At 67.6% G+C, this 18,170-nt stretch carries 21 protein-coding genes; 11 read left to right on the plus strand and 10 right to left on the minus strand.

Annotation, left to right across the window (positions count from 1 at the left end; translation table 11 throughout):
- Window positions 1–20: 20 nt before the first annotated feature.
- The gene (locus IU459_RS16345; RefSeq protein WP_195130393.1) at window positions 21–3,245 is read right to left on the minus strand and encodes a BTAD domain-containing putative transcriptional regulator; all 3,225 of its coding nucleotides are present in this window, start codon (window positions 3,243–3,245) and stop codon (window positions 21–23) included.
- Between the two features lie 278 nt (window positions 3,246–3,523).
- Here IU459_RS16345 and IU459_RS16350 point away from each other — a divergent pair, with 278 nt between their 5' ends.
- The 5 genes from IU459_RS16350 (at window position 3,524) to IU459_RS16370 (ending at window position 8,326) form a co-directional block, all read left to right on the plus strand.
- On the plus strand, window positions 3,524–4,168 hold the full coding sequence (locus IU459_RS16350; protein WP_195130394.1) for a hypothetical protein: 645 nt from the start codon (window positions 3,524–3,526) through the stop codon (window positions 4,166–4,168).
- A 198-nt stretch (window positions 4,169–4,366) separates the two neighbouring features.
- On the plus strand, window positions 4,367–4,567 hold the full coding sequence (locus tag IU459_RS16355; protein ID WP_195130395.1) for a ferredoxin: 201 nt from the start codon (window positions 4,367–4,369) through the stop codon (window positions 4,565–4,567).
- Between the two features lie 42 nt (window positions 4,568–4,609).
- Window positions 4,610–5,836 carry a cytochrome P450 gene (locus IU459_RS16360; RefSeq protein WP_195130396.1) on the plus strand — a complete coding sequence of 409 codons (1,227 nt, stop codon included), beginning with the start codon at window positions 4,610–4,612 and terminating at the stop codon, window positions 5,834–5,836.
- Between the two features lie 265 nt (window positions 5,837–6,101).
- Window positions 6,102–7,142 (plus strand): multicopper oxidase domain-containing protein, encoded by a 1,041-nt coding sequence (locus tag IU459_RS16365; RefSeq protein ID WP_195130397.1) that lies wholly within the window; start codon window positions 6,102–6,104, stop codon window positions 7,140–7,142.
- Window positions 7,139–8,326 carry a ZIP family metal transporter gene (locus tag IU459_RS16370; RefSeq protein WP_195130398.1) on the plus strand — a complete coding sequence of 396 codons (1,188 nt, stop codon included), beginning with the start codon at window positions 7,139–7,141 and terminating at the stop codon, window positions 8,324–8,326. Before IU459_RS16365 ends, IU459_RS16370 begins: the two co-directional genes overlap by 4 nt.
- A 247-nt stretch (window positions 8,327–8,573) precedes the next feature.
- On the opposite strand, the gene IU459_RS16375 is transcribed toward IU459_RS16370, so the two are convergent.
- The 5 genes from IU459_RS16375 to IU459_RS39680 all read right to left on the minus strand — a co-directional run bounded on the left by IU459_RS16375 (window position 8,574) and on the right by IU459_RS39680 (window position 10,622).
- Window positions 8,574–8,924 carry a DUF3703 domain-containing protein gene (locus tag IU459_RS16375; RefSeq protein WP_195130399.1) on the minus strand — a complete coding sequence of 117 codons (351 nt, stop codon included), beginning with the start codon at window positions 8,922–8,924 and terminating at the stop codon, window positions 8,574–8,576.
- A complete protein-coding gene (locus IU459_RS16380) occupies window positions 8,924–9,646 on the minus strand; it encodes a cation transporter (RefSeq protein WP_195130400.1) in 723 nt (240 codons plus the stop codon). The genes IU459_RS16375 and IU459_RS16380 overlap by 1 nt, the downstream gene beginning before the upstream one ends.
- On the minus strand, window positions 9,646–9,969 hold the full coding sequence (locus IU459_RS16385; RefSeq protein ID WP_228838008.1) for an ArsR/SmtB family transcription factor: 324 nt from the start codon (window positions 9,967–9,969) through the stop codon (window positions 9,646–9,648). The genes IU459_RS16380 and IU459_RS16385 overlap by 1 nt, the downstream gene beginning before the upstream one ends.
- 72 nt (window positions 9,970–10,041) lie before the next feature.
- Complete coding sequence (locus IU459_RS38515) at window positions 10,042–10,467, minus strand: hypothetical protein (RefSeq protein ID WP_228838009.1); 426 nt, start codon at window positions 10,465–10,467, stop codon at window positions 10,042–10,044.
- A complete protein-coding gene (locus tag IU459_RS39680) occupies window positions 10,467–10,622 on the minus strand; it encodes a hypothetical protein (RefSeq protein WP_324198896.1) in 156 nt (51 codons plus the stop codon). Before IU459_RS39680 ends, IU459_RS38515 begins: the two co-directional genes overlap by 1 nt.
- Between IU459_RS39680 and IU459_RS38520 the strand changes: the two genes are divergently transcribed.
- Window positions 10,598–10,771 carry a hypothetical protein gene (locus tag IU459_RS38520; RefSeq protein ID WP_228838058.1) on the plus strand — a complete coding sequence of 58 codons (174 nt, stop codon included), beginning with the start codon at window positions 10,598–10,600 and terminating at the stop codon, window positions 10,769–10,771. The two genes, IU459_RS39680 and IU459_RS38520, sit on opposite strands and share 25 nt — an antisense overlap.
- 24 nt (window positions 10,772–10,795) lie before the next feature.
- Here IU459_RS38520 and IU459_RS16395 read toward each other — a convergent pair whose 3' ends face one another.
- Window positions 10,796–11,797: a saccharopine dehydrogenase gene (locus tag IU459_RS16395; RefSeq protein ID WP_195130402.1), complete on the minus strand. Its 1,002-nt coding sequence runs from the start codon at window positions 11,795–11,797 to the stop codon at window positions 10,796–10,798.
- A gap of 84 nt (window positions 11,798–11,881) precedes the next feature.
- On the opposite strand from IU459_RS16395, the gene IU459_RS16400 reads away from it, so the two are divergent.
- The gene (locus tag IU459_RS16400) at window positions 11,882–12,472 is read left to right on the plus strand and encodes a TetR/AcrR family transcriptional regulator (protein WP_195130403.1); all 591 of its coding nucleotides are present in this window, start codon (window positions 11,882–11,884) and stop codon (window positions 12,470–12,472) included.
- 225 nt (window positions 12,473–12,697) lie between these two features.
- On the opposite strand, the gene IU459_RS16405 is transcribed toward IU459_RS16400, so the two are convergent.
- Together IU459_RS16405 and IU459_RS16410 are read right to left on the minus strand one after the other, a co-directional pair.
- On the minus strand, window positions 12,698–13,459 hold the full coding sequence (locus IU459_RS16405; protein ID WP_440446499.1) for a hypothetical protein: 762 nt from the start codon (window positions 13,457–13,459) through the stop codon (window positions 12,698–12,700).
- Window positions 13,460–13,544: 85 nt separating this feature from the next.
- Window positions 13,545–14,123 (minus strand): TetR/AcrR family transcriptional regulator, encoded by a 579-nt coding sequence (locus tag IU459_RS16410; RefSeq protein WP_228838010.1) that lies wholly within the window; start codon window positions 14,121–14,123, stop codon window positions 13,545–13,547.
- A 112-nt stretch (window positions 14,124–14,235) separates the two neighbouring features.
- Between IU459_RS16410 and IU459_RS16415 the strand changes: the two genes are divergently transcribed.
- The 4 genes from IU459_RS16415 (at window position 14,236) to IU459_RS16430 (ending at window position 17,349) form a co-directional block, all read left to right on the plus strand.
- The gene (locus tag IU459_RS16415) at window positions 14,236–15,252 is read left to right on the plus strand and encodes a GlxA family transcriptional regulator (protein ID WP_195130405.1); all 1,017 of its coding nucleotides are present in this window, start codon (window positions 14,236–14,238) and stop codon (window positions 15,250–15,252) included.
- A 112-nt stretch (window positions 15,253–15,364) separates the two neighbouring features.
- Window positions 15,365–15,496, plus strand: coding sequence for a hypothetical protein (locus IU459_RS39325; protein ID WP_267469824.1), 132 nt, complete (start codon window positions 15,365–15,367; stop codon window positions 15,494–15,496).
- A gap of 117 nt (window positions 15,497–15,613) precedes the next feature.
- Complete coding sequence (locus tag IU459_RS16425; protein WP_195130406.1) at window positions 15,614–16,579, plus strand: alpha/beta hydrolase; 966 nt, start codon at window positions 15,614–15,616, stop codon at window positions 16,577–16,579.
- 47 nt (window positions 16,580–16,626) lie between these two features.
- Window positions 16,627–17,349, plus strand: coding sequence for an alpha/beta fold hydrolase (locus IU459_RS16430; RefSeq protein WP_324198897.1), 723 nt, complete (start codon window positions 16,627–16,629; stop codon window positions 17,347–17,349).
- A gap of 12 nt (window positions 17,350–17,361) precedes the next feature.
- Here the strand turns inward: IU459_RS16430 and IU459_RS16435 are convergent, their stop codons facing one another.
- A complete protein-coding gene (locus IU459_RS16435) occupies window positions 17,362–18,039 on the minus strand; it encodes a FadR/GntR family transcriptional regulator (protein WP_324198898.1) in 678 nt (225 codons plus the stop codon).
- Window positions 18,040–18,170 lie beyond the last annotated feature (131 nt).

The following is an 18,170-nucleotide window of genomic DNA, read 5'->3' on the forward strand; positions in this document are numbered from 1 at the left end:
TCGTCACCAGATAGCGCTGCCTACCGGACTTGCGGCTGAAGCGTAGTCGCGGCCAGTTCACGCCAGCTCGACTGCGCACCCTCCTTCGTCGCCTCGGTGAACCGTGCGGCACCGAGGCGACGTCTTGCTGTCTGCTCGATCCGGGTCGCATCCGGTTGGGAACGATCGGGCAGTCCGCGTACTCCGGCACTCGCCGCGAGCAGCCGCACGGCCTGCTCGTATTGCTCGTCACGCGCCGCCAGATCCGCTACACCGACAAGAATTTGGGAGATAAGGGGCGCGTGCCCCGCGACGGATGCCGCCTGGAAGGCCGCGGCATGATGTTCCCGGGCTTCCTCGATACCATTCGCGAGGTAGCCGCGCAGGTTATGTATCACCGCAGTGATCTGCGGCTGCTCGGCCTCGCTTCCCAGCATGGTGGTCGCGGCGCCGATCTGCTCGTATGCCTGCTCGGTGTCGCCGCTCCACCGGGCCAGGTCCGCCTTCGCGAGAGCCAGTTCGGCCAGCGCGTTCGGCCAGGCGACCCGATCCGCACACCGCTGCGCCTCGGCCATGGCAGCCGCCCCCGCCTCCGAATCGCCCGACAGCCAGTACAATTGAGCCTGCCGCGACCGCATCCCGACCACGTCCTCGATCGCGCCGATCTCGGTGACCACCGCGATCGCTTGCTCGAAAAGCTCACATGCCGAGGCGAATTCACCGCGTGTGGCGATTCGATTCGCCAGCTCCGTAAGCGCGAACGAAATCCCCCAGCGCTCGCCGAGTGCCCGGAACTCGGCGAGCGCCGTCTCGAGATACGCGTCCGCATCGCGTCCGCCTTGGCCGAGCATGATCCGCATCTTGCCCAGCTGTAGCCGGGCCAGCGCACGCACCCAGGGATCGTCGTCGGTGAGCAGCGCTTCGAACGCGGGCAGATACTCATCCGGCCCCTGCAACAGGCGTTCCAGCGCGGAGACGAACGCCAACGCCGGATGGCCGGCACGAATGCCCCGGCTGAATCGGTACGCCTTGTGGATCCATTCCTCCACTTGGTACTCGTCATTCCGTCCGGAGCTCACGAAATGCACGACCAGCCCGTACACCGTGGCCCGCGTCGCGTCGTCCACGTCGCCGGACGCGTCCGCGGCCGCGGTGACCAGCTCCATGCCCTCGGCCTTGTGCCCGCTGAGCCACCAGTACCAGCCCGCGGCCGCTGCGAGCCGCATCGCCCCGGCCGCATCGCCGGCCGCGAGCGCGCCACGCATCGCGACGGCGATGTTGTCGTGCTCGACCTCCAGCGTGGCGAGCCACTCCAACTGCTCGGCGCGGCGCAGGTGCGGCTCCGCGGTTTCGGTGAGTCCGGTGAAGTACGCGAGATGCGCCCGGCGCGCGGGATCCGATTCCCCCGCCTCCCCGAGCCGGTCCAGGGCGTACTGCTTGATCGTGTCGAGCATCCGATAGCGCGGCCCGCTGTCCTCAGCGGTGACCAGCAGCGATTTCTCGGTCAACGCGGTCAGCAGCTCGAGCACCTCCCATCGCTCGACCGCCACGTTCTTCCCGGACTCCTGCCCGGTGCTTTTCCCGCCCCCCTGCCCTTCAGGCCCGCCCCCCATGGGCCCGCCCTCCGTGCCCGCGCAGACCTGCTCGGCCGCGTCCAGGCTCGCGCCGCCGGAGAACACCGCGAGCCTGCGCAAGACCATCCGCTCGGCGTCGGTGAGCAGCTCCCAGCTCCAGTCGACCACCGCTCGCAACGTCCGGTGCCGCGGCAGCGCGGTACGGCTGCCGCCGGTGAGCAAGCGGAAGCGATCGTCGAGTCGGTTGGCGAGCTGGTCGAGGGACATGGTGCGCAGCCTGGCCGCAGCCAGTTCGATCGCCAGTGGTATCCCGTCCAGCGCCCGGCAGACGCGCGCCATGGTCGACAGTGTGCGGGCATCGGCCGCGAGATCCTTGCGCACGGCACCGGCTCGATCCCGCAACAGCTGAACAGCCGGGGAGGATTCGATCTCGCCGGAGTCCGCGTCCTCGGAGGGGAGGGCCAGCGGCTCCACCTGCCATAACGCCTCACCCGTGATGCCGAGCGGTTCCCTGCTCGTCGCAAGAATCCGCAACCGCGGACACTCCCCGAGCGCCCGGTGGGCGAACGCCGCAGCGGACTCGATCACATGCTCACAGTTGTCCAGGATCAACAGCGTTTCGCGCTCGCGGATCGCCGCGATGAGCCGGTCCATCGGTTCCGCATTCGGTGCGCCGCCGAGCAGCGCATCCCGGAGCCCGAGCGCGGCGAGCGCCGATTGGGCCACATCGCCACTGGCACCGACGGACGCCAGTTCCACCAGCCAGGGCCCGTCCGGTAGATCGTCGAGCAGGGTCCGCGCGGTTTCCGAAGCCAGCCGGGTTTTCCCTGAGCCACCCGACCCCGTCAGCGTGGTGAGCCGATGGTCTGCGAGAAGTTCGCGCACGGCGGCGACGTCGGCGTATTTGCCGACGAATCTGGTCAACTCCGCCCGCAGATTGGTCTTGCGGTCGTTCTTCTCCGCTCCCACTTCGCCGCGCAGCAGCGCAACGTGCAGTGCGGAGAGTTCCGGTGAGGGATCCACGCCCAGTGTGTCGGCGAGTGCCTCCCGGGCACGCTGGTACACGATCAGGGCCTCGGCACCACGACCTGCGGCGCCGAGCGCACGCATCAGCGCGGCGACGAGCCGTTCCCGCACCGGATGCCGGGCCACCAGCTCGGTCAGCTCGGTGACCAGCTCCGTACCCCGGCCGAGGCGGATCTCCGCTTCGTAGCGATCCTCCAGAGCCGCGATGCGCAGCCCATCGAACCGGGCGACCACCGCGTCGACAGCCGCGCTGTCCCGCACATCCACGTCCTGCATCAGCGCACCGCGCCACAACTGGAGAGCTTCGCGCAGCAGCCGGGCCTGTCGCGCGTCGTCACCGCCGCGGGCTTGGTCGAGAAGCTGTTCGAACCGCAAGGCGTCGACAGCGCGGGGTTCCACCGTCAACCGGTATCCGCCCGCTTGCCCGTCGAGCGACCCGTCCGGCAGCACCCTCCGCAGTCGGGACACCAGTGCTTGCAAGGCGTTCGCCGCGTCGGACGGCGGCTGCTCACCCCAAATCCAGTCGATCAGCGTCGCTTTCGGGACCGCGCGACCGGGTTCGAGCGCAAGGGCGATCAGCAGTGCCCGTAACCGGGTACCCGGTACCTCGATCAATCCGCCGTCATCTACTCGGATCTCGAGCGGTCCAAGCATCCCGATCTGCACCCGGACATTCTGCCGTGGACGATCGGCAGTCAAGGGCCGCCTACCCCCGCGGATGACAACCGCTCCGACAGCGGCGGCGACCGAGAACGACCATCACCGCCTCGGAAGAGTTGATGCCGCGGCGCACCGGACCGCTGCCTGTTCGTCCCCTCATGTCCGCTGTGACCAGGCCGAACACCGTGTCAGTGGACGTGTCAGGGCGGTATCAGCTCGGTATCAGCCGGGCTGGCGACTGTATTCACACATCAACCAATTCAGACGCTGGAGGAGTACAGCCCATGCCCGCATTCGAGACACCGGAACCGATCGCCATCACCGTCGACGTGCTGTCCGGTCACGTCACGGTGATCGCCTCGGATCGCACCGACACCGTCGTGGAGGTCCGGCCGGCCGATGAGTCCAAAAAGGGTGACGTGCGCGCCGCCGAGCAAACCCGGGTCGATTTCGTCGCCGGCACCCTGACCGTGAAAGCGCCGAGAGACTGGCGGACGTACACCCCGTTCGGCGGCAACCCGTCGATCGTGGTGACCATCGAGGCGCCCACCGGCTCCCGGCTCGAGGGCACCGCCGGTGTGGGGCGGTTGCTGGGAACCGGCGAACTCGGCCAGTGCGACTTGGAGATATCCGCAGGCGACATCACCGTCGAGCGGCCGCGCGGTTCGGTGACCGCGAAAACCGCCAAAGGCAACATCCGCATCGGCGAAGCATCGCGCGGCGTGCTGCGGCTGGAGACATCCATGGGCGAGCTGGAGGTCGGTATCCGCCCGGGCAGCGCGGCGCGGCTGGAAGTCGACGCCCAGCACGGCACCGTGCGGAACCTGATGCAGCCCGTCGACCGGCCGCAGGACAACGAGGAAACCGTAAGGGTGTACGCGCGCAACTCGTTCGGCAACGTGATCATCCGGCACGCCACCGCCGTCTGAGCACATCCAGCTCCCCATCGACCCCGAGTTGCCCGGCGAGCTGTTCGCCACGCCAGAGACAAGAGGAACCATGAAATCCAATCGATCCCGCCATCCGGTTCCCGCCACTCCGCCTGGTCGCACCGGACGGTCCCGCTCCGCACCGACGCGCTCGGGTACGGCTTGCGCTCCCTTCCGGTCACCTGCGAGGGGTAGCTGATGGAACTCAGAGTGGACCGGGAGCGCTGTATCGGCGCCGGCATGTGCGTACTGACCGCCCCCGGAGTGTTCGACCAGGACACCGAGGACGGCCGGGTGGTGCCGCTGGATCCCACGCCCGCGCCTGAGCAGGAGCCGGCCGTCCGAGAGGCCGTCCAGGTGTGCCCGTCCGGCGCGATCACCATCCTCGCCGGCGACTAGACCCACGTCTCCGGCGCGACAACCGCCACGAAAGGAAATCTCATGAGTCAAACGGTTCCCATCCCGCACGGCCTCCCCATGGAGCGCAATGCGGGTCCCTTCGACCCGCCCCGCGAAATCACCCGGCTGCGCGAGGCGCGCCCGGTCAGTCCCATGATCTTCCCCGATGGTCACCAAGGCTGGCTCGTCACCGGCTACGACGCGGTCCGCGGGCTCATGGCCGACACCCGGTTCAGCTCCCGCCAGGACCTCGGCGTTGTCCACGTGCCGTACGAGACTCCCGGCATGCCCGTCGCCACCGAACCATCTCCCCAGGTGCCGGGCCTGTTCGTCGCCATGGACCCGCCGGACCACACCCGGCTGCGGCGCAAGCTCACCGGCGCCTTCACCGTCAAGCGCATGAAAATGCTCGAAGAGCAGATCATCGACATCGCCGAGCGGCAACTGGACGAGATGGCGCGACTGACCCCGCCGGTCGACCTGGTCGAGGAGTTCGCGCTGCCGGTGCCCTCGCTGGTGATCTGCGAACTGCTCGGTGTCCCCTACGCGGACCGGGAGAACTTCCAGGTCAACTCCGCCAAGTTCTTGGTCAAGGACCAGCCGCTCGACGAGAAGATGGCCGCGTACGGCGCAATGACGACCTACCTCGCCGAACTGGTCACGCGCAAGCGGGCCGAACCCGGCGAAGACATACTGTCCGACCTGGCCCGCGACGACGACCTCAGCATCGAGGAGCTGACCGGCATTGCCTTCCTGCTGCTGCTCGCGGGCCACGAGACCACCGCCAACATGCTGGCCCTGGGCACGTTCGCGCTGTTGGAGCATCCCGAGCAGCTGGCGGAACTGCGCGCTGACCCGGATCTGCTGCCCGATGCCGTCGAGGAACTCCTGCGCTACCTGTCCGTTGCCGACATCTTCTATCGCTACGCCACGGACGACATCGAACTCGGCGGTGAAACAATCGGCAAGGGATCGACCGTGGTTGTCTCGTTGCTGGCCGCCAACCGCGACCCCAAGCGCTTCGACGACCCCGACACCCTGGACATCCACCGCAAGGCCCGCGGTCACCTGTCCCTGGGCCACGGCGTCCACCAATGTCTCGGCCAGCAGCTTGCCCGCGTCGAGATGCGCGCCGGTTTCGCCGGACTGCTGCGTCGCTTCCCGACGCTCGAGCTCGCCATCCCTGCCGGGGAGGTGAAACTCAGGACCGACATGAATATCTACGGCGTCCACGAACTGCCGGTCACCTGGACGGAAACCGCCCGGTAAGCCGTCGGCCGAGCGCGTCCCCCGCGTGGGAACGCGCCAAGCGCCGTGCTCCCCGTAGTTGCCGCCGCGATCGCGATCGTCCCGCCCCCTGGCCGGACATGTGGTTGCCTTGGGCTTTGCCGAAGCCGATGTCGCCAGGCAGCGTTTCCTCATCGACCAGCGGTATTCGTGATATTGAACAGAAGAGTTAGCTATGCCAAACTTTTCTGTGTGATGAGGGTCACGTTGCCACAGCGGCGCGGCATAGACGAGTAGGTGATTGCCGATGACGCTGTCGCCGTCACGTCGCCGGTTCCTGGCCGGTGGCGCGCTGGCCGGTGGCGCGGGCCTGGCGCTCGGGATCACCCGGTCGGGGTCGGATACGGTCGCCGTCGCGGACGCGGCCGGGCATCCCGCAGCGCACGGCGGCGGGGTGGAGGGGCCGACCTTCCGATTAGGAGCGGTGGTCGACCACGACGCGAACGGATTCGATCCGACCGAAGTACTGCGGGATTTCGACTACGGCACGGTGTCCCGGTTGCCGGATGGCCGCACTGCCCGGGAGTGGGAAATCGCCAGCGGCGATAGCGATCTCGAGGTGGCGCCGGGAGTGCGGTTTCCGGCGTGGACGTTCAACGGCCGCGTCCCCGGGCCCACATTGCGCTGCACCGAGGGGGATCTGCTGCGCGTGCAATTCACCAACGGCTCGAAACATCCGCACACCGTCCATTTCCACGGCATCCATCCCGCCGAGATGGACGGTATCCCCGGCATCGGACGCGGATTGATCGAGCCCGGGGAGTCGTTCACCTACGAGTTCGACGCCGCGCCCTTCGGGCTGCACCTGTATCACTGCCATGTCGGTCCGCTCGCCGAGCACATCGCCCGCGGCCTCTACGGGACGTTCATCGTCGACCCGGAACAACCTCGCCCGCCCGCGGACGAGCTGGTGATGGTGATGCACGGCTACAACACCACCTTCGACGCCGAGGGCAACCAGCTGTACGCGGTCAACGGAATTCCGTTCCACTACATGCACGAACCGGTGCGGGTGCGCCGCGATCAGCTGGTGCGGATCTATTTGGTGAACGTACTCGAGTACGACCCGATCAACAGCTTCCACATCCACGGCAACTTCTTCGACTACTACCCGACCGGGACCCGGCTCGAACCGTCCGAGTTCACCGACACCATCGTCCAGGCGCAGGGCCAGCGCGGCATTTGCGAACTGCGGTTCCCGCACCCGGGCAAGTTCATGTTCCACGCCCACAAATCCGAATTCGCCGAACTCGGCTGGATGGGTTTGTTCGAGGTCGAAGACCGATGAGCGAAGCTCGAGCACAACCGTCCTCGCGGCTCCCGGGGTGGGTGTCCTTGGCGGGTGCGGCACTGCTCATCGCGGTGGCGCTGGCCGCGCTCGGCCTGCTCGGCAGCCGCGCGCTGCCGGAGCGCACAGGGCCGCCGGTCGAAGAGATCGCCGTCGAGCACACGGTGCTACGGCCGGGGGAGATCGAGTTGAGGGTGCGGAACACCGGCCCGGATCCGGTCACCATCGCGCAAGTGTTCGTCAACGACGCCTACGTCGACCTGCACGGCGGCGAAGCACCGATCGACCGCCTCGACACCGCGACCCTCACCCTGCGCTATCCCTGGATCGATGGTCAGCCCTATCTGGTGTCGATGCTTACGTCCACCGGACTGGTCATCGAACACGAGATCCCCCTTGCCGTCGAAACCCCCCGCCCCGGCACCAGGTTCTTCGCCACGATGGCACTACTGGGTACCTATGTCGGCGTCATCCCTGTCCTGCTCGGCATGCTGCTGCTACCCGTGATACGGCAGGCCGGCCCCAGTGTGCTGCGTGTATTGCTCGCGGTGACGGTCGGGCTGCTGGTGTTCCTGGCCGTCGAGGGCAGCCTCGAAGGACTCGAACTCGCCGGAGGCGCAGGAGCGTTCGGCGGGGCCGAGCTCGTCATCCTCGGGGCCGTGGCCGCGTTCGGGGTGCTCACCGCCGTCGACCGCTACCTCACCACTCGACGCGCCCAAACCTCCGACGAGGGCCGGTCGGGGCTGCGGCTTGCGAGCATGATCGCCGCCGGGATCGGGTTGCACAACCTCGGTGAGGGCTTGGCCATCGGATCCGCCTATGCCGTCGGAGAACTCGCCCTCGGCGCCTTCCTCGTCATCGGCTTCGCCTTGCACAACACCACCGAAGGCATCGCCATCGTCGCACCCCTGGTCCGCGCGCGACCGCGCCTGTCTACCTTGGTGATCCTCGGTGTGATCGCCGGAGCCCCCGCCATTCTCGGCGCGGTCATCGGCGCGAGCATCAACAACACCGAACTGTCCGCGCTACTGCTCGGGGTCGGCGTCGGCGCCATCGCACAAGTCGTGGTGCAGATCGCACCCTCACTACGCACCGACGGCAACCGCCTGCACCCCGCGACGATCGGCGGCATCCTCGGCGGGATCGCGATCATGTACCTCACCGGCCTGCTCATTACCGTCTGAGCAACGGAATACCTGTGCCCGAACAGTAACCACCGCTCCCGGACGTGCCGCGACGAACCCTCCTCGCCGCCGCAGTACTTCCCTCCCCGCAACCAGCTGCGGCTCCGGCCGGGCCGAGCGGCGCCCCGAGCCCTCTCGACGGTGTGCCCACACCCCGGGCTGAAGCGTCGGCTCCATCGATGACGCCGCGATCATCTGGCCCTGCCATGGCAGCAACCTCCGCATCGGCGACGGCACCGGAGTTGGATCAGGCCGCGGCGGATCGAAGCAGCGCGGCGAGGTCCGGTGGCGTCGGCATGCGTTGGCGCAGGCCGACACCGGCGCGGCCGGTGTTGCCTTCTGGGTAGCGGCCCGACAGTGATCCGGGTGCGGCCACGATGATCCGCACGACTTGGCCGAGCGCTTCGCGGCGGTCGCGTTGCCGCACGGCCAGGGTGAACATCGCGACGTGGTTGCGGGTGTGCAGCCACGGATCGGGCTGAGAGAGGACGTGCGCGCGTTCGAGGTGTACCCACCGCTGCTCGGCGGTGAACGCGGCCTTCGCGGCCCGCATCTCCTCGTGATAGCGAGCGCGCGCGGGGACAGGTATGCGGGCCATCAGGAGTCCTTCTTCGCGGGGTTGTCGCAGCAGTCACAGTCATGCCCGGGTGCGCTGGTCGTGCTGAGGGCGGTGGGCGTTGCGCAGCAGGTGTCACCGCGCCAGGCGTTGGCACCTTCCTTGACCGCGATCACCGCGATCACCAGGGCTGCGATCGGGTCGGCCCACGACCAGCCGAACAGGCTGTTGAACAGCAACCCGGCCAGCAGCACGGCTGAGAGATATGTGCACAACAACGTTTGCTTGGAATCGGCCACCGCCGACGCCGAACCGAGTTCGCGTCCGGCCCGGCGCTGCGCGGCCGACAGCACCGGCATGATGACCAGGCTGGCCGCGGCCAGCGCGATCCCGATCGTCGAGTGCTGGGCTTCTCCGACGCCGAGCAGGGCGCGGATCGAGTCGACGGTGACATACAGCGCCAAGGCGAAGAACGAGAACGCGATGATCCGCAGTGCGATCTTCTCCCTGGCTTCGGGATCGCGGCCGGCGAACTGCCAGGCCACCGCCGCCGCCGAGGAAACCTCGATCACCGAATCCAGGCCGAACCCGATCAACGCCGCGGAGGACACCCGCGTGCCCTCGGTGAGCGCGATGACCGCCTCGATCACGTTGTAGGAGATCGTCGCCGCGACCAGCCAGCGGATCCGCCGGGCCAGCACCGCCCGCCGAGCCGACATGGGCCCCGCGATCGGCGGCAGCGACGGCATTCCGAGCGATGCCATCAGCAGCACTCTTGGGTCTCGGCGTCCGGGCAGCACGCCGGATCCACGGCCAGTACGAGCCCGAGCAGATCCTCCAACGCGCGCCCGATCCGCGCGTCGGCCAGCTCGTAACGGCTACGGCGCCCTTCGGGCACCGCGACGACCAACCCGCATCCGCGTAGGCACGCCAGGTGGTTGGACAGAATCTGGCGCGACACTCCGATCCGCTCGGCGAGATCCGACGGATATCCCGGCGCCCGGCGCAGGTTCAACAGGATCTGCGTACGGGTCGGGTCCGACAGCGCGTGCCCGAAACGGGCCAGCGCGTCACTGTGCAACACCATCTCCACATCCCAGATGATACATCAAAATCTGTATTCAGGAGATTATGGACAATTGAAGCTCCGAATGCACGGCTACGGGGCGTGTCCGCGCTCATCCGCTGTTGCGTCGAAGGGCCCGGCGAAAGAGGGGTCCACGGTGACCGGCGACGCGTCATGCCGCGGATTTCCGCCGGCGACTCCCGCGGCAGCAGCAATTTCGTTGTCGCTGGTCAGCCGGAAAACGGCCCGTTCGAGGGTCGGCAGGATATCGGTGATCTCGATGTTCCGGTCGACGAACCGCCCGATCAACGCGTAGGCCAGGTTGGACAGGATCAGTCCGATGTCCTCGATGTAGGACCGATCCGCGCCGTCGACCAGCGCGGCGGCGACCGGCAGGATCTCGCTGATGCCCTGCGCGTCCAATCGCTGTCCGCCCGGACCGGTGCGTGCACGGTGATATGCCTGGAGCATTCTCGGATTGCGCTCCCACGACTCGAACACGTATCGCAAGATGCGCATCAGTCCGTCGCGCAGGGTTTCGCAGCCGGTGGCCGCTCCAGAGCCGCGTAACCGTGCGGGGCCATCCAGCGCTCGACGGCAGCGACGATCAACTCGTCGCGAGTGGCGAACCGGCTGTAGATCGTGGCCAGTGAGACGCGAGCCCGGCGTGCCACCTCTCCGAGCTGGACCGCGTCGTACCCTTTACGGCCGCCGCCTGCTGCCCGGCAACACCGCCGCCTGCAACCCCTCGATGACCATCGCGGCGGTCGCCGAACGGGCACTGGACAATATCGTCGCCCGCGATATCGGCACCCTCATCTGACTCGGCGCATGGCGTGGAGATTGCTCAAACCACTTGGAAGACGGTGCCGATCTCTAGCATCCGCTCAACCGCGTAGGCGGGGTCGAGCAAGGCCTCGGGCGTGTGGATACCCGGCGGCACGGCTTCGCCGCGCAGGCCGAGCAATCGTTCGACCCCGAGGGCGACACCGAGCGCGGTCAAGGGACGCTGCCCCGCCGGGTGGACGAGGTAACGGCTCGTGCGCAGCGGTGCACCCGCCGGACCTACTCCGTCCAAGTCGATCCGCACCTCCATGGAAGCGGGTTCGCCGCGTCGCCTGCCCGGGGATTCGCCGACCGCGAAGTCGAAGCGGACGTTCGGTGCGCCCGTCGCGAGGGCCAGGCTCGGCACATCGAGGACGGCGATGCTCTGGCCGGGCAGGACGACGCCGTCGAGACCGGACACATCCGCCTGGGCGTCTGGGCCGGCGACCCAGGTGAAGACGCCGTCACGGCGCACCAATCCCGCCGAGGTGACCGCCGACCAACGTTGCAGATCCGCTATCCCGGCAGGCCCACCGGTGTCCGATTCGTCCAGGAGGGCGCCGATACGGATGGTGTCGATCCGGTCGAATTCCCGGACCCAGTCCAGTGCGGCGAGGACGACGAGACCGGCGAGATAGTGACTGGCCACCAGAATTGGTGCGGCATCAGCCCGTTGGGCGCCCGCGACGACTTCCGGTGCGATATCGATCAGACCGCTGGAGATGCTGAGGTAGGGCAATCCGCGGTGCTGCGCGAAGCGCAGGCCGTGCCTGCGGTCGTCCCACAGTGCCGCGACGACCGCCGAGTACTCGGTGCGGGGCGGGAGACCTAGATCGCTGCGCTTCAGGTCGATGGTGACGGCATTCGCGGCGCCGAGCTCGTCGGCGACACGCTGCGCGCGATCGAGATCGCGACCCGCGATGGTCAGCGGCAGCGCCGGATACCACCGCCGCAGGAGAGTAGCGGCGCCCGCGCCTGCCTGACCCGAACCACCCATGATCAGAACCGATTTCGACTGCTCCATTGGACTTCCTCTCACGCCGCAGATAGCTACATTTTGTAACTTACACTTTGTAGCTAAACTGAGACGGCAGCGCAAGGGAGGACCATGACCACCACACCGACCCGTCTGTCCAAGCAGGCCAGGCGGGAGCAATTGCTCGACACCGCCATCGCGATCGTGCGCAGTGAGGGCGCCGACGGACTGACCCTGCCCACCCTCGCGGAGGCCGCCGGGGTGAGCAGGCCCATCGTCTACGACCACTTCGGCACACGCCCCGGCCTGCTTCTCGCGCTCTACCGACGACTCGACGAACGGCACCGCGCCGCGACCACGCAGGCGTTGCGGGACGCCGCACCCACCCCGGACGAGATCGCTCGCGTCATGAGCACCGCATACTTCGCCTGCGCCACCGACATGCCGGAGTTCAACGCCGTTTCCGCTGCGCTGAAAGGCAATCCGGAAATGGAGGCGATCCAGCACGAGATGCTCGACAGCTACACGGACTTGATGGCCGCCGCCCTGCTGCCGCACTCCGGCCTCACCGCCGAGGCTCTTCGGCTGCGTTGTGTCGGCGTGCTCGGTGCGGCGGAGGCGATCGCCGCGGAGTTGAATCTGGGGCGGGCAACCACCACCGACGCGATCACCGCGCTGACCGACCTGATCGTGGGCAGCCTCGGCACCACAACCGACCGTTAGGCCGCCGCTCGCGTCGCGCGAGTAATCGATGCTGCTCGGCCACCGGGCCGGCCGCCGTCGCCGCTGGCGACCGCGGCGCAAACGGGCGGCCAGACCCGTGCCAGGTCGCGGAAACTCCGCAGGTCGGCGTCGAAATCTCGCCGATGAAGCGCCAGGACCCTGCGATATGTCCTGGCGCTTCATGACATTGAGCGCTTTTCCGTCGGCGCTCGCGACGACGAACCCCTACCTGGGCGCCGGAGTGAACGGCTCGTTGATCGTGGTGAAGTACTGAGCCAGGGCGGCGATGGCGACCGGGGCCGTGACGAAGAGTTGGCCTGCGAGCGTGCCGAGTGCGCCAACGGCGAGGATTCCGCCCAGGCAACCGACGGCGGCGGCGGGGATGAACGGCCCGAACATGCCGACGATGGTCGCGGCGGCGATGGTCGCGCCCGCGATCCCGCCGAGTACACAGCCGACGATGCCGCCGCCGATGCCGCCGACGGTAGTCCCGATCGCCGCCCCGGTCGCGACAGTGTCCTTCAATCGAGTGAAGGCGGCGACTTCGCGCTCGTACGGCGTTCGCCACAGCGCCTGGTCTTCGAACGGCAGCGCGACCGGCTGGTATACCGCGTGCTCGAGGTCGAATTGCGGTGTCAGCGTGGCGGTTCGGCCCTGAATGTCCGCGGCGATGGGGAAGACGAAATCATCGACCCGGAACTCCAGCGGGGTACCCGCGAGTACGGTGCCGTTGGCTGCTTTGACTTCGAACACCCCGTTCTCGACCTCCATCGAACCCGAGTCGATGTCGACGACCACGCTCTCCGCCGAAGTGGTAGCGGTGTAATTGACGATTCCGCTGTCGAGGGGCTGAGGAGTGGCGCCGGCTGTTCCGGCGGTGATGCCGGTGATCGCCAGCGTCGATACTGCCGCGACCGCCAGCGCGCGACCGAAAATGGCATCCATGGTGAAACCTCCTGCGGGAGTCGTCGTCTCGAAGTCGGTCATCACCGTCGCAGGGTGTGGCTGAAGGCAGCCTGAAGTCGCCTGAAGTCCATTTCAGGAACCGTCGCCGATCGATTCCCGGGACCGGTCAGTGGACGAGCTGATCGGCCCAAGACGACGGCAGGGCGTCGCTGGAGACATCGGCGATCTCATGCAGCCGCTTCGACGGAATCCCCAAGCGGCTCAGTTGGATCAGGCCTTGAGTGACCACCACGATGTTGGCGCTCACAGCCGACAGGGCGGCTTCGTCGACATCGCCCGCGTGACGCATGGCAGGACGCAGCCCGTCGGCGACGCCCTGTTCCATCGCCGTGGTGGTGCGCGTGCCGATAATCGCCACTTCGGGAATGCGGGTGCCGAGGTGGGCGATACTGTTGATCATCAGGCAGCCCCGCCGGTCCGGATGGGCGGCGCAGTCGTCGATGATCGCCTGGAACAACGCACGGACCGCGGAACGTGCCGAACCCGAGGTCGACCCGATGGCCTCGCGAACGAGGCGGGCACGCCGCTCGCAGTAGCGTTCGAACGCCGCGAGAAAAAGGCCGCGCTTACTGCCGTAGGCAGCGTAGATGCTGCCGTTCCCGACGCCGGTCGCGAGCGAGACATCTTCTACCGATGTGCTGTCGAAACCCTTCGACCAGAACAGCTCGGTCGCGGCGTCGAGCAAGTCCGATTCGTCGAACCGTCGCGGCCGTCCCATGGCCCTCACCGTACCAATCGGCCTGCGAGGTCACACACATCACTTGTTATGGAGGCGTGCCTCCACAATAATGGTGGACATGTCTTCCAAATACCGCGATCAGCCCCGCAGGCGGGTGGGCATCCTGGTCTTCGACGGCGTCAAGATGCTCGACTTCGCCGGTCCCGCGGAGGTGTTCGTCGAGGCGAACCAGTCGGTGGCGGGTTACGAAGTGGTGCTGGTCTCGGCCGACGGCGCGGACGCCCAGACCTCGATCGGCGCGCGGGTCGCGGTCAGCTGCGCCGCCGTCGACGCGGGCCGCTTCGATACGGTGGTGATTCCCGGCAGCGAACTTCACCCCACGAAGTTCGTGACCCCCGAGGTTCTGGCGGCGGCACGGCATCTGTCCTGCGCTACGCGGCGCCTGGCATCGATCTGCAGCGGCGCCTTCGTGCTGGCCGATCTGGGGCTGTTCGACGGCAGACGCGCGACCACCCATTGGAAATTCGCGACCGATCTCGCGCGGCGGTTTCCCGCGATCGACGTGGAGCCGGACGCGATCTTCGTGCGCGAGGGCAATCTCTACAGCTCGGCCGGCGTGGCCGCGGGTGTCGATCTGGCGCTCGCACTGGTCGAGGAGGACCACGGTGCCGACGTCGCCCGGCGGGTGGCGCAGTCGCTGGTTGTCTACATGCAGCGCGCGGGCGGGCAGTCGCAGTTCTCGGCCTCGCTGCGCGGACCGGCGCCGCGCAGTCCCCTGGTCCGCGGGGTGGTGGATCTGATCTGCGCGGACCCGGCATTCCCGCACACGGTTCAGACCCTGGCCGCTCACGCCCGGGTCAGCGTCCGTCATCTCACCCGGCTGTTCCGCGCCGAACTCGAACGGTCCCCCGCGGAATACGTCGCCTTCATCCGGTTCGGCATGGCCAGGGACATGCTGCACGCCGGATACGGCGTGACCGAGGCCGCGATGGCCGCTGGGTACGGCAGCAGCGAGGCGCTGCGCCGCGCCTTCGTGGCGCGGCTGGGGATTTCGCCGCGAAAGTACCAGCAGCGCTTCCGATCCACCGGTTCGGCCGCCGCGATGGACCCGGCGATCGAGCGCGCCGTGTCCTGATCGGAGGCTTTTGCGGCCCGTGGTGAGGGGCGCGGCGCGGACTGTCCGGCCGAAACTGTCTCAGGCACAGCAGCGCCCGCCTACCGCGGCAGAAAGGAATGGGATGTCCTTCGTGGCAAGTAAGGTCCTCGCGGTCTCGCAGCGGCCCTTGTCGGCGATCGCGTTCAATGAGCCCGCCTCTGCGGCCGCATGGAAGACGAAGCCCGGCTGGGGCATCGTGTCCAGCGCCGACCGCACCTGGTGATGCAGACCCACCCCGACGAGGTCGCGGCCGTGATCACCGGGGCCATCGCCCAATCCATCTGAGCATCTGCATCTTTCACCATCACTTCCCCCTTCCGGTTACGAGAAAGGCACCAACATGTCAGGAAACCCGCTCGGTATCTCGCTCGAGCAGGCGGCGCAGGAGTTCGTCGACGCGACCGCACAGCCGCCGTTCCTCTACCAGCTGCCACCCGAAGAAGGACGCAAGGCCGTGGACGCGGTCCAGGACTCGCCGATCTTCAAGCCGGACATCGACGAGGAGTGGATCACCGTCGAGGGCGGGCCGACCGGATCGGTGCGGGCCAGGATCGTCAAGCCGCGGGGCGTCACCGGAACACTGCCGGTGATCGTCTACACCCACGGCGCGGGATGGGTGTTCGGCGATGCGCACACCCACGACCGTCTGGTCCGCGATCTCGCCGTCGGCGCGCACGCGGCCGTGGTGTTTCCCGAATACGACCGGTCGCCGGAGGTGCGCTACCCGGTGGCCAACGAGCAGTCCTACCGGGTCGTCCAGTGGGTCACCAGCAATGGCGCGGAGAAAGGCCTCGACTCGTCCCGGATCGCCATCGCGGGCGACTCGGTCGGCGGCAACATGGCCATCGCGTTGACGCTGATGGCGAAGGAGCGCGGAGATGTCTCGTTCGTCCAGCAGGTGCTGTTCTATCCGGTGACCGATGCCAACTTCGATACCGGCTCTTACCACCAGTTCGCCGAAGGATACTTCCTCACTCGCGACGGCATGAAGTGGTTCTGGGACCAGTATACCACCAACCCGGAAGAGCGCGCGCAGATCACCGCGTCGCCGTTGCGGGCAACCACCGAGCAGCTGGCCGGGCTCCCGCCCGCGCTGGTCATCACGGCCGAAGCCGACGTGCTGCGCGACGAGGGTGAAGCCTTCGCGGGCAAGCTGCGCGCCGCGGGCGTCCCGGTCACCCAGGTGCGCTACGGCGGGATCGTCCACGACTTCGTGATGGTCAACTCGTTGCACGGCACCCACGCGGCCGAAGCCGCTGTGGCGCAAGCCGTCGCGACGCTGCGAGCCGCACTGTATCCGGCCTGACTCGACCTCGATCCGTACCGATCACCGAATTCGAAGGAGCCACACTCGTGAGCACCGATTCCGCCGCCGCGCCGACCATCGTGCTGGTCCACGGCGCCTTCGCCGACTCGTCCAGCTGGAACGGAGTCGTCGAACGGCTACGCGCCCAAGGGTATCCCGTGATCTCCGCGGCCAACCCGCTGCGCGGCCTCGACAGCGACGCCGCCTACGTCGCGTCGGTCCTCGACGGCATCGAAGGACCGTGCGTCCTGGTGGGGCATTCCTACGGCGGGAGTGTCATCACTGTCGCGGCAGCGGCGAAATCCAACGTCAACGCCCTCGTTTACATTGCCGCGTTCATCCCCGACGAGGGCGAAAGCGCACTGCAACTGACCGACAAGTTCCCCGGGTCCACACTTGGGCCGACCACCCGGCCCGCGTCCTACCCGCTCACCGACGGAGGCACCGGTACCGAGCTCTACATCCGGCAAGAGGAATTCCATCAGCAATTCGCCGCCGACGTGTCCGCCGCCACCGCGGAGCTGATGGCCGCGACCCAGCGACCGGTCGCCCTCGACGCGCTGCAGCAACCGGCGAGCGCGACGGCGTGGCGGAATGTCCCGGCGTTCGCGTTGGTCACCACCGAGGACACGAACATCCCGGTCCAGGCGCAACGGTTCATGGCCGAACGCGCCGGCGCCCACACTGTCGAGCTCTCCGCCTCGCATGCGGTCTCGGTGTCCCGGCCCGATGCGGTCAGCGATCTGATCATCCGGGCTGCGAAGCAGTAGGAACTGCCGCGACTACTCGCCGATCCGGGCTATCGTCTCCGCTACTCGCTCCAGGTGTTCGGCCATCGCTTGCCGCGCGGCCTCGGGCGAGCCCGCCTCGATGGCCCGGACTATGGCCTCGTGTTCCCGATCGGAGTCGGCGCGGCGGTCCTGGGTCAGATTGAGGAATTCCGACTGCGGGTCCAGCGCGCGGCGGGTATCGGCGACCACGGCGGTCAGCATTTTGTTTCCGCTGGCCGCCGCGATCGCGGTGTGCAACTCGCCGTCGTAGCGGACCCACTCGCGGGCGTCGGTGGCTGCCGCGAGTTTGCCGAGTAGCTCGAAAAGCCGCCGCAGCTGGTCTGGCGTGCGGCGTTGCGCCGCGAACCCCGCGGTGGGGATCTCGATGAGCTGGCGAGCCTCGATCAGATCTCCGGCGTCGACACCGGCGAACGTCAGTTGCGGGCTCTCCTTCGTGGAGACGACGAAAGTTCCCCGGCCCGTATGGGTTTCAGTGAGGCCGAGGGTCGCGCAGGCGTGCAGCGCCTCGCGGACCACCGGGCGGCTGACGCCGAACTGCTGGGCCAAGGCGAGCTCGGCGGGCAAGCGGTCGCCTACCGCGTATTCGCCGCTTTGGATCAGGTCCTTCAGCCGACGAAAGACCGCTTCCGTGGCGCCGATGCGATGCACCCGGCCTTCTTCGACTGTCACGTGACCAAGTATGGAGATCTGCCGATAAGGCGTCAAAACGCTCGGTCCAGCGAGTATTCATGGCATCCGGGCGTTGACAGCGAATGTGACCTGTATTACGGTCAACCTGTCTTACAGCCTGACCGCATGGC

The sequence above is a fragment of the Nocardia amamiensis genome (assembly GCF_015477605.1).
GTDB lineage: Bacteria > Actinomycetota > Actinomycetes > Mycobacteriales > Mycobacteriaceae > Nocardia > Nocardia amamiensis_A.